Source organism: Treponema phagedenis, assembly GCF_008153345.1.
Classification (GTDB): domain Bacteria; phylum Spirochaetota; class Spirochaetia; order Treponematales; family Treponemataceae; genus Treponema; species Treponema phagedenis.
Genome location: NZ_CP042818.1, coordinates 1,687,489 through 1,700,634, shown reverse-complemented (window position 1 = coordinate 1,700,634; position 13,146 = coordinate 1,687,489). Strand labels below are relative to the sequence as shown.

The 13,146-nt window shown below is 43.4% G+C and carries 12 protein-coding genes; all 12 read right to left on the bottom strand.

What is annotated here, in order from left to right; translation table 11 throughout:
• Position 1 precedes the first annotated feature (1 nt).
• A complete protein-coding gene (gene fusA, locus FUT79_RS07500; RefSeq protein WP_148889458.1) occupies positions 2–2,089 on the bottom strand; it encodes an elongation factor G in 2,088 nt (695 codons plus the stop codon).
• A 561-nt stretch (positions 2,090–2,650) separates the two neighbouring features.
• A complete protein-coding gene (ispH, locus tag FUT79_RS07495; protein ID WP_039943543.1) occupies positions 2,651–3,526 on the bottom strand; it encodes a 4-hydroxy-3-methylbut-2-enyl diphosphate reductase in 876 nt (291 codons plus the stop codon).
• Positions 3,527–3,577: 51 nt separating this feature from the next.
• A complete protein-coding gene (locus FUT79_RS07490) occupies positions 3,578–4,333 on the bottom strand; it encodes a class I SAM-dependent methyltransferase (RefSeq protein WP_024752567.1) in 756 nt (251 codons plus the stop codon).
• A gap of 566 nt (positions 4,334–4,899) precedes the next feature.
• Positions 4,900–6,042, bottom strand: coding sequence for a glycerate kinase family protein (locus FUT79_RS07485; protein WP_148878958.1), 1,143 nt, complete (start codon positions 6,040–6,042; stop codon positions 4,900–4,902).
• An 11-nt stretch (positions 6,043–6,053) separates the two neighbouring features.
• Positions 6,054–7,400, bottom strand: coding sequence for a GntP family permease (locus tag FUT79_RS07480; protein WP_024752565.1), 1,347 nt, complete (start codon positions 7,398–7,400; stop codon positions 6,054–6,056).
• 209 nt (positions 7,401–7,609) lie between these two features.
• On the bottom strand, positions 7,610–8,989 hold the full coding sequence (locus FUT79_RS07475; RefSeq protein WP_024753609.1) for a hypothetical protein: 1,380 nt from the start codon (positions 8,987–8,989) through the stop codon (positions 7,610–7,612).
• A 108-nt stretch (positions 8,990–9,097) separates the two neighbouring features.
• Positions 9,098–10,654: a tetratricopeptide repeat protein gene (locus FUT79_RS07470; protein WP_187426834.1), complete on the bottom strand. Its 1,557-nt coding sequence runs from the start codon at positions 10,652–10,654 to the stop codon at positions 9,098–9,100.
• Between the two features lie 214 nt (positions 10,655–10,868).
• Complete coding sequence (locus FUT79_RS07465; RefSeq protein ID WP_024753607.1) at positions 10,869–11,087, bottom strand: SEL1-like repeat protein; 219 nt, start codon at positions 11,085–11,087, stop codon at positions 10,869–10,871.
• 86 nt (positions 11,088–11,173) lie between these two features.
• A complete protein-coding gene (locus tag FUT79_RS07455; RefSeq protein ID WP_024753606.1) occupies positions 11,174–11,356 on the bottom strand; it encodes a hypothetical protein in 183 nt (60 codons plus the stop codon).
• A gap of 204 nt (positions 11,357–11,560) precedes the next feature.
• The gene (locus FUT79_RS07450) at positions 11,561–11,887 is read right to left on the bottom strand and encodes a tetratricopeptide repeat protein (protein ID WP_024753605.1); all 327 of its coding nucleotides are present in this window, start codon (positions 11,885–11,887) and stop codon (positions 11,561–11,563) included.
• 94 nt (positions 11,888–11,981) lie between these two features.
• A complete protein-coding gene (locus FUT79_RS15540; protein WP_238570025.1) occupies positions 11,982–12,581 on the bottom strand; it encodes a helix-turn-helix transcriptional regulator in 600 nt (199 codons plus the stop codon).
• 163 nt (positions 12,582–12,744) lie between these two features.
• Entirely contained in the window at positions 12,745–12,975 is a 231-nt protein-coding gene (locus FUT79_RS15535; protein WP_238570024.1) for a helix-turn-helix transcriptional regulator, read from the bottom strand.
• Positions 12,976–13,146: the final 171 nt, after the last annotated feature.

Sequence of the window (13,146 nt, the reverse complement as noted above, 5' to 3'; positions counted from 1 at the left end):
CCTATTTTTGTTCCGCTTTTCGCTTTTCTTCGTATTCTTTGACCAATTTTTCCATAATACTTTGAGGAGCTTTACCGTATTTTGCAAACTCCATTGAATATTCCGCTTTTCCTTGCGTAGAAGAACGGAGAACCGTTGAAAATCCGAACATTTCACTTAAAGGAACTTCCGCATCAACACGAGTAAATTGCTCATCTTCAGTAGAAGATATAATAATTCCTCTGCGCTGGTTAATCAACCCGAAGATATTCCCTTGAAATTCTTGAGGACCTTCAACCGACACTTTCATAATCGGTTCAAGCACAATAGGATTTGCTTTTTTATACGCTTCACGGAAAGCACCGATTGCCGCCGCTTGGAAAGCCATATCCGAAGAGTCAACCGGGTGGTATTGTCCGTCATTAATAGTAGCCCGAATTCCTACAATCGGGAATCCTATCAACGTACCTTTCTTAATAGCGGCTCTAAAACCTTTATCACAAGAAGGAATATACTCATTCGGAATAACACCGCCTTTGATGTTATCGACAAACTCGTAATCCTGCTCGGTAATCGGCTCAATAAAGCCTGCAACCCTACCGAATTGTCCGGCACCGCCGGTTTGCTTTTTATGCGTATAATTAAAGTCCGCATGCTGACTGATTGCCTCTCGATAGGCGACCTGCGGCATACCGGTTTCCACATCGCATTTATATTCACGGCGCATACGCTCAATGTACACATCAAGGTGCAGCTCGCCCATACCCTGAATAATTGTTTGATTAGATTCAGGGTCAACGTGCGTTCTGAATGTCGGGTCTTCTTTGGTAAAACGATTCAGCGCCTTTGCCATCTGATCGGCAGCCTTTTTATCCTTCGGCGTAATTGAAAGAGAAATAACCGGATCGGGCACAAACATTGAAGTCATTGCGTAATTCAAATCCTCACCGCAGAACGTGTCGCCTGAAGCGCAATCAATACCGAAAAGCGCAACAATATCGCCCGGCGCTCCCTCGTTAATATCTTCCATCTCGGCGGAATTCATTCGAACCAAACGTCCAACCTTAAACTTCTTGCGGGCTCGCACATTATACAACTCGCCGCCTTTTTTAAGCGTTCCCTGATACACCCGAACGTAGGTAAGCTGCCCGTATTTTCCGTCCTCAAGCTTAAAACCGAGCGCAACAACCGGTGCATCCGGATCATTTGAAAGCGTAACCGGCTCTTCATTCTTATCAAGATTGAGTGCAATATTTTTAATCTCGGTCGGATCCGGCAGATAATAGGTAACCGCATCCAAAAGCGGCTGTATCCCCTTGTTCTTATAGGCGGAACCGCAGAATACCGGCACAAACTGCTCGGCAAGCGTACCCTTTCGCACCGCCGCACGAATCATATCCTCGGTTTCGGTTCCTTCAAGGAAGGCTTCCGCAAGCTCATCGGAGAACATAGAAGCGGCATCAAGCATTTCTTCGCGATATTTTTTTGCATCATCCACCATATGTGCGGGGATTTCTGCAAGCCGCAACTCCGTTCCGCTATCGCCTTCAAAATAAATTGCCTTCATCGTAACAAGATCAACCACACCCTCAAGCTTATCCTCAAGCCCGATCGGAAGCTGCATCATATACGCATTCAGCCCGAGTTTTTCCCGCAACTGCATGCGCACCTTCAGCGGATTTGCCCCCGTTCTGTCGCATTTATTCACAAAAGCAATACGCGGAACATGATACCGCTTCAACTGGCGGTCAACCGTAATTGACTGAGACTGCACACCGGCAACGGAACAAAGCACTAAAATTGCCCCGTCCAAAACCCGCAACGAACGCTCAACCTCAATTGTAAAGTCAACGTGCCCGGGTGTGTCGATAACGTTAATGGTGTGATCCTTCCATTTTACCTGTGTCGAAGCGGACTGAATAGTAATTCCGCGCTCCCGTTCCAACTCCATATTATCCATTGTAGCGCCGACACCGTCTTTTCCGCGAACTTCATGAACCGCATGAATCCTGTCACAGTAAAAAAGAATACGCTCGGAAAGAGTCGTTTTCCCCGAGTCAATGTGTGCGCTGATACCGATATTCCTCATTTTAGAAATATCACTACTCATAATTTTTATACCTCATTTTTGTAGATTTTGCGTACTATCTGCAAAGCCGCAAGTGTATGCGAAAAACGCAATGAATTGCAAAAGTTATCTAAGCTAGGCACTATAATGAAAAAAAAGAAAAAAAGCAAGAGGTGGAAAAAAAATTTGTAAAACCGCTACAAAATATCGGAGCACACACAGAATCAAAAAGACTTCAAGCGGTATTTTTGCCGTATCTTTTTAAATTTTAAAGAGGGGGAAGTCTCCCCCTCGCCTCCATAAAAATCCGTTGCCTTTGATTAACACGAGCAAGGCTTTTCGTTCGTCCACTCAAAGCTTGGCTTCTGCCTTACACGAGCAACGAATTTGTTATTCTGGCTACCCCCTCTGCAACGCTGCATAAAAACTGCGACAAGCTTTTTCCTCGGCAAGTCTTTTAGGTCTCAAAATCGGTTTTTTCTTAAATTTACACTCAGTCTTCGATGTGTTATTGGATGTCTTTGCTATATCCACAAGGGAACATAATCTATTTCAACCGCCTTTTAGGGGTTACAAAAAATTACACTTTTTTTTAATTTACACCTAATGAGTTTCGCGTAAGGCTTTTTCTACCTGATCAATAATAAAATCCGGTGTAGAAGCTCCGGCTGATATTCCGACCGATCTGAATTGATAAATTTCTTTAGGAATATCTTTCGCTGTTTCTACCAGCCACGCGGGCAAAGGGATATCCTTTGCGGTTTGCAAAAGCCGCTGCGTGTTTGCGGAGTTTTTTCCTCCGATTATGAGCACCGCGTCAACTTCCAACGAAAGTTTTTTTAGCGCAATTTGGCGTTCCTCCGTTGCGGAACAAATTGTATTAAGCACCAGAAGGTTTTTCACCTTCCGCCTCAACACATCCGCAATTGCATTATACTCACTCTGTTTAATGGTAGTTTGCGCAATGAGAACCGCCTCGTCCGCATCAAAACTAAGACGTGCAGCTTCTTCCGCATTTTGCACGCCAAAACATTGCGCACCTTTCACCGAACGCACATAACCGGCAATACCGATAAGCTCTCCATGGTTTTTATCGCCTGCAAGAATAACCGGCAGGCCTTTTTCCGCGTGTTTTTTTGCCCGCATCTGACTTGATACCACGCGCGGACAAGTTGCATCAACAAGTCGCGCGCCGCTGTTTTCAAGCGCCACACGCTTTTCGGGGGAAATACCGTGTGCGCGGATAATCACCGTATTACCCGCGAGCTTAGAATCAGGTTCAAAAGACTCGGGGTCAAGAATTTTTACCCCCTCTTTTTGTAAAGCCCGCATTGTTGCAGGATTATGAATAAGCGGCCCATATGTTAAAACATTGCCATGCCCCTGCTTTATTACGGAAAAAACCGCATCAACAGCCTTCCGCACCCCCATACAATAGCCCAGCACCTCAGCTCGCTTAATTATCCGTATATTATTCATCCGTTTTCGCCTCTTCAATACCCAGAAAATTGCCTTGCCGCCGGCGCAAGACTATTTTCTTCCGACAAGCACCATTGTCCGCGCCTTCTCATTATAAGGAGAAAAAGCAAAATCACCGTAAATTTCCACTGAAGAAAAACCGCAGGCAAGCATCAGCCGCTTTAACTCAATAGCAGAATACAGTCGTTGCACAAACGTATGATCCGCTTTCCTCCCCTGCTCATCATATAAAATCCAGCGAGAAGAAAGTCCTTCCCATGCACCCACAACTGAAAATTGAGTCAGCACCGTAAAACCGCCGCGCTCAAACCACTCTCCTTCGGTAAAATCCCGCACGGCAATCTCTCTGCCGATCATTTCCAAAATAAACCAACCCTGGGGCTTTAAAGAATCCGCAATATTTTTCAAAATCTTCATATCTTCTTCCACCGTTTCACAATATCCGAAACTCGTATACAGAGAAATCGCCGCATGAAACCCCTCGGGACGCAGAAATTTTCGTAAATCCGCTTGAATAAGCTCAATATCAACTTCTTCATCCTGAGCAGAGTCCCGCGCTGCATTTAAAAACGGAAGAATAAGGTCTACGCCGGTAACTTTTGCCCCGCGCAAGGCAAGTTCAAGTGAAATCCTGCCTGTTCCGCAACCCGCATCTAAAATACAAGTCTCCTTCGCCTTCTCTCCGGCAACACCGATAATTTTTAACAAAGCATCGGCAACAACCGGCGCCTCTGCCCAACGTTGCGCATCAAACATCACCGGTGCATACTCAGCCCAAAATGACTCATTTTCAAACCATTGTTTCATAGCCTGACCTCCCGCCCCATTATAGCCGCTGCCTGTTTTACTGACAATAAGCAAAAAGTTTTTATGCCAAAACATTTATCGTTTTCGGATATTGCGATTTGCAGTTTTTTGCAAGGTGCGGTTTTAGCTTTACGTGTGTCATTTTACATGAGATTTGGCAAAACTCGTAGGCGAAGTTAAAGGTAAATCTTCAAAACTTCTCCCTTGCTCAATTCCAAACGATGTTTTAAAGCATCAACACAAAATTATAAAATTGAAGCTTTAAAACTCGTAGGCGAAGTTACAGTAAATTTTCAAAACTTCGCCCTATGGTAAATTGCTCACCGTTGTCAAAATCAGAACTGCCACGGACGCAAAGCCAGAACTGCTACGGATGTTAAAACCGGATTTAAGCATTCCGATGGTAAATTGCCCACCGTTGCTCAATTCCAAACGATGTTTTAAAGCAGAGTAGTTTACAAAGCTTTAAAACTCGTAGGCGAACCACAGGTAGAAAATCAAAGGGTTCGCCCTTGTGCCGTGTCGAATTCTTTTATAAAATTGTCTTGATTTGCAATTCGGGCACATTATTTTTTAACTAAGAGGCGTAAGATGTTGTCTGCCGTTGCGCGCAGGTCTTGTTCGGCGGTGAGGCGTGCTTTTTCGTAGGGGACGGCGCGGCGGTTTGTGCTGAAGGCGGCGGTAAGGCCTTGTTCGTATAAGGGGGCGATTCCTTCAAGGATGTCGCCTGCAATGGCGATGACGGGTACGCGGTGCCGGGCTGCGCGGGCGGTAACGCCGTATACAACTTTTCCGTGTAAGCTTTGGCTGTCAAGGCAGCCTTCGCCGGTAAAAATGAGGTCGGCATTTGAAAGCAGCGCGTCAAAATGCACCGCATCGAGGACGGTTTGTATGCCGGATTTAAGCTCGCAGGAGAAGAAGGCGGACATACCGAAGCCTAAGCCGCCGGCTGCTCCGAAGCCCGCTGTTTCGGCAGGAAGCAAGGTTTTGCCGGCGCGCTGCCATTCTGTTTTGACGATTGCATACAAGGCTTGCAGTTGCTCATCGAGGAAGCGTACGTCAGCCTCGCTTGCGCCTTTTTGCGGGGCAAAGACTGCGGCGGCTCCTCGTGCGCCGAAAAGCGGGTTGTCAACGTCGCAGATTGCCGTAATGCGGATATTCGGCAAAAGCGTATCAAGTTCGGCGGTGTCAATTTTTTTGATGGCCGAAAGTGTGCCGCCGACCGGTACAAAGCTTTTGCCGGATTTATCGTAAAAGCGAACGCCCATTGCGGCGGCAAGCCCGCAGCCTCCATCGTTTGTTGCGCTTCCGCCAAGCGCGAGGATAATATTTTTACAGCCGCGTTGCACCGCATCGGCTAAAAGCTCTCCGGTGCCGTAGGTGGTTGTCCGCTTCGGGTCTTTTGCTTCCCCGACAAGCGGAAGCCCCGATGCGGCCGCCATCTCGATTACCGCCGTGTTGTCGGGCAAAACGGCATAACGTGCCTCGGTTTTTTCAAACAAGGGGCCGGTTGCCGTCCGCCTTATTTTCTTTCCGCTAAGCGCCCGCAAAAATGCATCGGCGCTCCCTTCTCCTCCGTCCGCAATGGGAATCTCAATGATGTTCGCATTGGGAAAATAGGCAAGGATTCTTTCTTTCAGAATCTCGCAAACTCGTATTGCGGACATGGTGCCTTTAAAAGAATCGGGGGCAAGAATAAACGTTTTCATCGATTTCTGTCCTAATGAATAAACAGCGAAAGCAAAAATACCACAAGTACCGAGGTAATGCCCATAACGCCGGTTACGCCGGTTTGGCATTTATACGCGGTTTTGGTGTCCATTCCGGAAAACTGAGAGACAACCCAGAAGTAAGAATCGTTTGCATGCGATACAGTCATGGAGCCCGCACCGATTGCCATAAGTACCAGCACTTTGCCGAGCGGAGAGACAAAGCCCAAGCTTTCCATCATCGGGGCGAGTAAGGCGGATGTAGTAATCATCGAAACAGTTGAAGAGCCGAGTGCGGTTTTTAGAATGGCGGCAAGCAAAAACGGTAAAAATACGCCGAGTCCCGAAAAGAGCAGGGAGCCGCTTAAAGCTTCCGCTATCGGCATTTTTGCAAGGATTGCGCCGAAAGAGCCGCCTGCCGCAGTGATGGCAAGAATATTTGCGGAATTGGTAATGCCGTCGTTTATCCAAGCAAGTGCGCTGCCTTTTTCCGCCGTTGGAATAAGGGTGAGTGCGATAAATACGCCGAGTATGAGTGCGGTAACAGGATTTCCGAAAAAGGAGACTATTGCTTTAACTACCCCCGAGCCGAACGGGTAGCTTGGAAAGTCCGCAATTGATTTTAGGGTAATCAGGATAATCGGCAGGATAATCGGAATAAAGCTATGAAAAACTCCGGGGAGTTTGCCGTATTTTGCAATCAAATCATCTACTTGCACACTCTCCGAAGAATCGGCGTGAAGCGTAATCTTTGAGGCAATTTTTTTTGCATACACAAGGGCAGCAAGGGTTGCCGGCACCGATACACATAAACCGATCAGAATAGTCAGCCCCAAATCCGCATGCAAGGTTCCCGCCATCGCAATCGGTCCCGGCGTTGGCGGTACCAAACAATGCGTAGCGTATAATCCGCCTGAAAGCACTGTTGCCATCACCGCAAGAGAAACATGTGTCTGCTTACTTAAAGCTTTTGCAATAGGCGAAAGAATAACAAACCCTGAATCACAGAAAACCGGGATGCCGGTAATATAGCCGGTGATACCCATTGTTGCAACGCTGCGCTTCTCGCCGACAAGTTTTAATATTGCGGTTGCCATCGAAAGTGCCGCACCGGTTTTTTCAAGAATGGTACCGATAATAGTGCCCGCAATAATTACAATCCCGATTCCGGCAAGAATATTTCCGAAACCTGTTTTGATCGTTGCAATAACCTCTTCCGCCGGCATACCGCTCAATAAACCGGTTGCGATTGCCACCAGCAAAAGAACCAAAAACGGATGCTGCTTAAAAACGGAAATCGCAATAATCATCACCAGCACCGACCCCGCAATCAGCGAAAACATAAAAACAGACGACATACCATACATCCTTCACCGGCGCACTAATACCGCTCGTCCTTATAAGCCAAGTGAAGCGCGCACAGTGTTTATACCTTAAGCATACCGCGAAAACGGGAATTTGTAAAATGTTTTTTTGTTGTGTTATGAAGGGGGAATGCCCCCTCCATAAAGGCTTGTGGTAAATTCTTTTTTCGTAGTTTTCCACGAGTGATACGGATGCTTATCACTTATTCGCGGTTTACCGAATTTTCTAGTTCTTCGTCAAGCTTAGAATGCGACTCCTCCTGCGGTTTAGTATTTACCGGTTCATCAGGTTTTTGAACCGCTTCGTTTTCCGATTCGGTTTTTACATTTCTATCAGACGCAGGAAGAGAGGCGGAGTTCGGTTTGGTTTGTAGTTCGTCTAAATCCTTCTGAGCACCCTCTAATTCTTTCTGAGATTCTTTGAATTGCTTACTTGCTTCTTCAAATTGTTTTTTATCAATCTCCAGCTGTTTTTCAATATCTTTATTGTTTTGCTCTAAAGAAGCTATGCGTTCCTTTTTTTCTTGTAAACCGTTATTTAAGTATTCTTCCAATGATACCGCACCCGGTTCCGTATCATCTTTAAACCTTATTTCTTTTTGTAAAGGAGCTAATATTAATGTTATAAAATTTTTTGCCAACTTTTTTATGGGATCATCCAAAAAATTTGTTTCAAGACCTTTATTAAGCCGGTCTTGATAAGTATTTCTACAGTTTTCTCCATATTCTTTTGCACGGTCTTGCGATTTAGAGTCATTTAAAATTCTATATTCTTTACCGTCCTTTTTTACATCCACCCGCCTCATTTCACAAACTTTCGTAGAAGCCTCATACTCCCGTATACCGATCAGTTTTTGTTTTATTCCTGATACCCATAATATATTATTTGCATCTTTAGATGTTTTTATTTTAACATCCTTTAAGTCAATACCGAAAACTCCCTTAAAGTTATAGGTTTGAACCACAAGAGCTTCATCGTAATAGTAGTCCGCCTTTAATCCCCAACCTTTTTCAATGGAGAATCGCTCTCTATCCATTTTCGTTTGTTGAAAATCAGTCTCCAGTAATGCTGCCTCTAATATTTCTCTAAAACTTTGTACGTTTAACATAGTATTATTCAAAAGTCTTAAGCTATCTTGCAGCCCTTCAATTTCTATTGATTTTTTATCAATATCTACTTGTTTTTTTATAAGTTCTTTTTCTTTTTTCATTAGTTCCAGCTCTTTTTCCGCATTTTCTTTTTTAAGTCTTCTATTTTCGATTTCTTCAGTAAGCTTGGCAATTTCTCCTTGCTTAAAACTTTTAGTTACATAAGAATTAAAACCCGCAATAGTCGGAATCATACAAAGGCAACTGAGAACAGTGCAAGAAACCAAGACCAAACTCGCTACGGTTTTAGATTTATTTTTTTTGTTTAATATTCTTAATGAAAAGATTAAAACAAATATAATACCCGCAATACCGATCATCATTAATGTAATGGAAGATGCCATGCTTAGCCAATCGGTTAGGTTTACCCATGCCTCTTTGGTATGTATAAACGGCTCTTTAATCTTCATAAAAAATATTTTTAATCCACTCATTTTTTTCTCCTTAGTGCCAATTAGTATTTGTTATAATATATTCGCTTCATATGATAGCTTATGATTTTTGTATTATTAGACAGCTCAGCACTTATAGTTGCTGTAAAATTAATAATTAGATAACCAAAGATCATTCAAAGTTTTCTTTGCTTCTTCTAAACCATTTGCATAAGATTTTCTTAACCAATAAGCGGCTGTCTTTTTATCCGATTTTGTTCCGTATCCGTTATAATATATAAGCCCAAGATAATATTGAGCCCCTGCGTGTCCTTGTTTTGCTGATTTAGTGAACCAATAAAAAGCTTTTTCGTCATAAACCGTAGGATCGTTACTGTCGTTTTCTTCAGTTTCAATAAAAGGGCTAATCGCATCAATACCCTGTTTAGATATTGCTGCCGCTTTGTTCCAATTGCTGTTTGTATCAGTTTGATTTGTAATAATCTGGCAAATAAAATTAATGATTATTAGCGTGTATTTTTTAAATTTCGCCCACCATCTGTCATTTCTTCTTTTATTTGCCTCTTCAAAGTATATGGTACCGAGATTGTATTGTGCCATAGCATTTCCCTGTTTTGCTGACATTGATAGCCAATGATGAGCTTTATCGGTATCGACAGCTATTCCGTTGCCGTTAAGATACATTATTCCAAGATTATTTTGTCCAAATGAATCTCCCTGTTTTGCTGATTTTGTATACCAATAAAGAGCCTGTTTTTTATTAACGGCAGTGCCTTTACCGTTGTCATACATCCAACCAAGATTATATTGGGCCTCTGCAACTCCTTGCTCTGCAGCCTTTGTGTACCAGTAAAAAGCCTGTTTTTTGTTAACGGCTGTCCCTTCGCCATTGTCATACATCAAGCCAAGATTATATTGGGCCTTTGCATGTCCTTGCTCTGCAGCCTTTGAGAACCAGTAAAAAGCTTGGTTTTTGTCAACGTCTGTCCCTTCGCCATTGTAATACATCGAGCCAAGATTACATTGCGCCTCTGCAAATCCTTGCTCTGCAGCCTTTGAGAACCAGTAAAAGGCTTGGTTTTTATCAACGGCTGTCCCTTCGCCATTGGAATACATCCGGCCAAGATTATTTTGCGCCCATGCAAATCCTTGCTCTGCAGCCTTTGAGAACCAGTAAAAGGCTTGGTTTTTATCAACGGCTGTCCCTTCGCCATTGTCATACATCGAGCCAAGATTATTTTGCGCCCATGCAAATCCTTGCTCTGCAGCCTTTGTGTACCAGTAAAAGGCTTGGTTTTTATCAACGGCTGTCCCTTCGCCATTGGAATACATCCGGCCAAGATTATATTGTGCCTCTGCAACTCCTTGCTCTGCAGCCTTTGTGTACCAGTAAAAGGCTTGGTTTTTATCAACGGCTGTCCCTTCGCCATTGTCATACATCGAGCCAAGATTATTTTGCGCCCATGCAAATCCTTGCTCTGCAGCCTTTGTGTACCAGTAAAAGGCTTGGTTTTTATCAACGGCTGTCCCTTCGCCATTGTCATACATCTTCGCAAGCATAAACTGGGATTCAGCATCGCCCTTTTTAGCTTTTTTGGATAAATACAAATACTGAGATTTGGTATCGGCTGTTTTGGCGGCTTTATTTGTTGAAGTGCAAGAAGCGATAAGGGCACATAGCACAAAAATGTAAAAAATTTTTTTCATATTTTTTTCTCCTCTATGATTATTTATTCCTATTACTGTCATTTCAATTTGAAAGTTCTTTTTTTTGAGATTAATTTTGTACAGAATGCTTTTCTTTTCTAGTGTTTTTTCTCATAAAATCTCTCCTCTTCTTTGCAAGCCTTCCACAACTTGCAAAAACCAAAAATATATTTAATCGCCGCAGAGCAGTGATTACCCTGAGTATGACTTATATTTAATCCGCATACTGCCACAGCTTATTTTTTTCCCAAACCTTTTTTGCCTCGTCGCACCCATTCTCATAAGATTTGCGTATCCAATAGGCAGCCTTTTTTTTATCAACCAATGTTACTTCGCCACGCAAATACATATCTCCTAACATCAATTGAGCAAAAGCATCCTCTTGCTCGGCTGCTTTTGTCATCCAATAAATAACTTGTTTATGATTTAACATTAATTCGTGCTGCGGTGTATTAAGGTACACAGGAAAAAGTCCGAGTAAACGCTGAGCCGGGGCGTACCCCTGTTCGGCAGACTGTGTTAGCCAATAAATGGATTTTTTTTATCAACGAGAGTCCCATTCCCCTCCCAATACATGGATGCCAAAAGGTATTGAGCCTCCCCATCACCTTGCTCGGCTTTTTGTTGTGTTTCTTCAAAAGACGGAACTTCTTTGTCGGACGGAGTCTTTTTCGAAGACAACGTCTCTTCAACGAATGCCATCACCTGAAAAGGGCTTCTAAGTGATAGCCCCTCTGTTTCTTTCGAACCACCGCCGAAAACCGGTACCACGATACACACACTTAATAATAAGCAAGCAAGTATTGTTTTTTTTTATATTTCGCATGGAACACCTCCTTAACCCTTGCAAAATTAAAAATATATTTAATCGCCGCAAAGCAGTGATTACCTTTGTATGGTGCGGGTTCAGTTTTTACCCTTCCGCACCTTTTTTCCCCGCACATCTTCTGCTTCCGTATATCCATTTTCGTAGGCTTTGCGGAACCAGTAAGCGGCTTGTTTTTTGTCGAGCGGGGCGCCGCCGCCGTAGGAGTACATGAGGGCGAGGTTGTATTGAGCTTTTACGTCGCCTTGTTCGGCACACTTTATCATCCAATAAAAGGTTTGCTTCATATCGGGAGCAGCTATTGCACCATCGTAACAGATAAGCTCAGGGTTACATTGCACACCGAAATCTCCACGTTCAACAGTCGGTAAGTACCGTGAAAAAATAAGTTTTTCATCATTTGACATGGGTAGTAATTCCTCCTCCCGCAAGTTTCCTCTCTTGCAAAATGAATATATTTAATCCCCGCATATGCGTTGATTACCGCTTAACTCCGAGCTATCACCCATACAGCTCTTTTACTTTTTGCGCTTCCGCCTTTACCGCGTCAATTAATTCCTGCGGCTCAAGGACTTGCACCATGGCTCCCTGTCCCAAAACAAAACGTTTTATTTCGGAAAGCTGCGTGGTGGTAAAACTCACTTCAACGGATTGGTCGCTGTTTACCCTTGTGGTTTGCTTATCGCTCCAAATCCGCTCTTCCGCAAAAAGGGCAACCGCAGGCGCAAACAAAAGCCGCACAGTAAAGGGCTCGCGCTCTGTTATCCATACACCCATATTTTTATCGATGTAGTCTTCTGCATTAAAATCGGCGGGCTTTTCAAATTGCGTATTCGATACAATATTAATATCCAGCATTCGCGGCAGGGCAAAAATACGCATCTCCTTTGCGGCGCAGCAAAACCCGATTACATACCACATGCCGCGTTGGCAAACAATATGATACGGATAAATCTTTCTTTCTTCGTGCGCATCGTCTTTTAAACCCCGATACAAAAAGTTAATCGGATGCCGCATTTTAACCGCCTCAAAAACAGAAGAAAAAACCTCCCGCTTAATATCCGGTGCCGGCTCCGAAATAAGGCTCACCGATTCGTCCATCCAAAAAAGTATCCACCGAAACGGTATCCTCCGGAACTGTTGCTAAAAGTTTTTTAAATAAGCCCTTTAATGTATCTTGAATGGGAGTGTTGCGGTATTGCCGCAAAAGTTTTTCAAAGATTGCAACGGAAAAGAATTCCTCTTCAGTGAGGAAAATACTTTTTTAAAAGAACGAATCACTTGTGTATTTATATCCGCGCTTGCTATAATCATAGGATATAGGCGCATTGTACATATCCCGCAAAAATTCTATATCCCGCTCAATTGTTCGAGTGCTCACTTCAAATTCCTTTGCCAAGGACTTTGCCGTCGGATATTTTTTTCCGCGGATAAGCTCATCAATTTTTAATAAACGCCAAAACTGGACTTTGCCTTCTTTCTTATTCATGTTCATATTCTATCACACCTCCCCCGACAAATAATGTCGGTAAAGGAAAAAAGTGAAATATTTTTGAATTTTTGAAGCTGTAAAACTCGTATTTTTAAAAATAAACTATATTGAAAACCGGACTCAATTTTTCCGGTAATGAATCCGTTTTTTTTATTAATGAAGAGAGAGAGAGAG

Coding starts and splice junctions, on each gene's coding strand:
- fusA (WP_148889458.1), bottom strand. CDS start 2,089: ATGAGTAGTGATATTTCTAAAATGAGGAATATCGGTATCAGCGCACAC.
- ispH (WP_039943543.1), bottom strand. CDS start 3,526: ATGAATAATATACGGATAATTAAGCGAGCTGAGGTGCTGGGCTATTGT.
- FUT79_RS07490 (WP_024752567.1), bottom strand. CDS start 4,333: ATGAAACAATGGTTTGAAAATGAGTCATTTTGGGCTGAGTATGCACCG.
- FUT79_RS07485 (WP_148878958.1), bottom strand. CDS start 6,042: ATGAAAACGTTTATTCTTGCCCCCGATTCTTTTAAAGGCACCATGTCC.
- FUT79_RS07480 (WP_024752565.1), bottom strand. CDS start 7,400: ATGTCGTCTGTTTTTATGTTTTCGCTGATTGCGGGGTCGGTGCTGGTG.
- FUT79_RS07475 (WP_024753609.1), bottom strand. CDS start 8,989: ATGAGTGGATTAAAAATATTTTTTATGAAGATTAAAGAGCCGTTTATA.
- FUT79_RS07470 (WP_187426834.1), bottom strand. CDS start 10,654: ATGAAAAAAATTTTTTACATTTTTGTGCTATGTGCCCTTATCGCTTCT.
- FUT79_RS07465 (WP_024753607.1), bottom strand. CDS start 11,087: ATGTTAAATCATAAACAAGTTATTTATTGGATGACAAAAGCAGCCGAG.
- FUT79_RS07455 (WP_024753606.1), bottom strand. CDS start 11,356: ATGGCATTCGTTGAAGAGACGTTGTCTTCGAAAAAGACTCCGTCCGAC.
- FUT79_RS07450 (WP_024753605.1), bottom strand. CDS start 11,887: ATGTCAAATGATGAAAAACTTATTTTTTCACGGTACTTACCGACTGTT.
- FUT79_RS15540 (WP_238570025.1), bottom strand. CDS start 12,581: ATGGACGAATCGGTGAGCCTTATTTCGGAGCCGGCACCGGATATTAAG.
- FUT79_RS15535 (WP_238570024.1), bottom strand. CDS start 12,975: ATGAACATGAATAAGAAAGAAGGCAAAGTCCAGTTTTGGCGTTTATTA.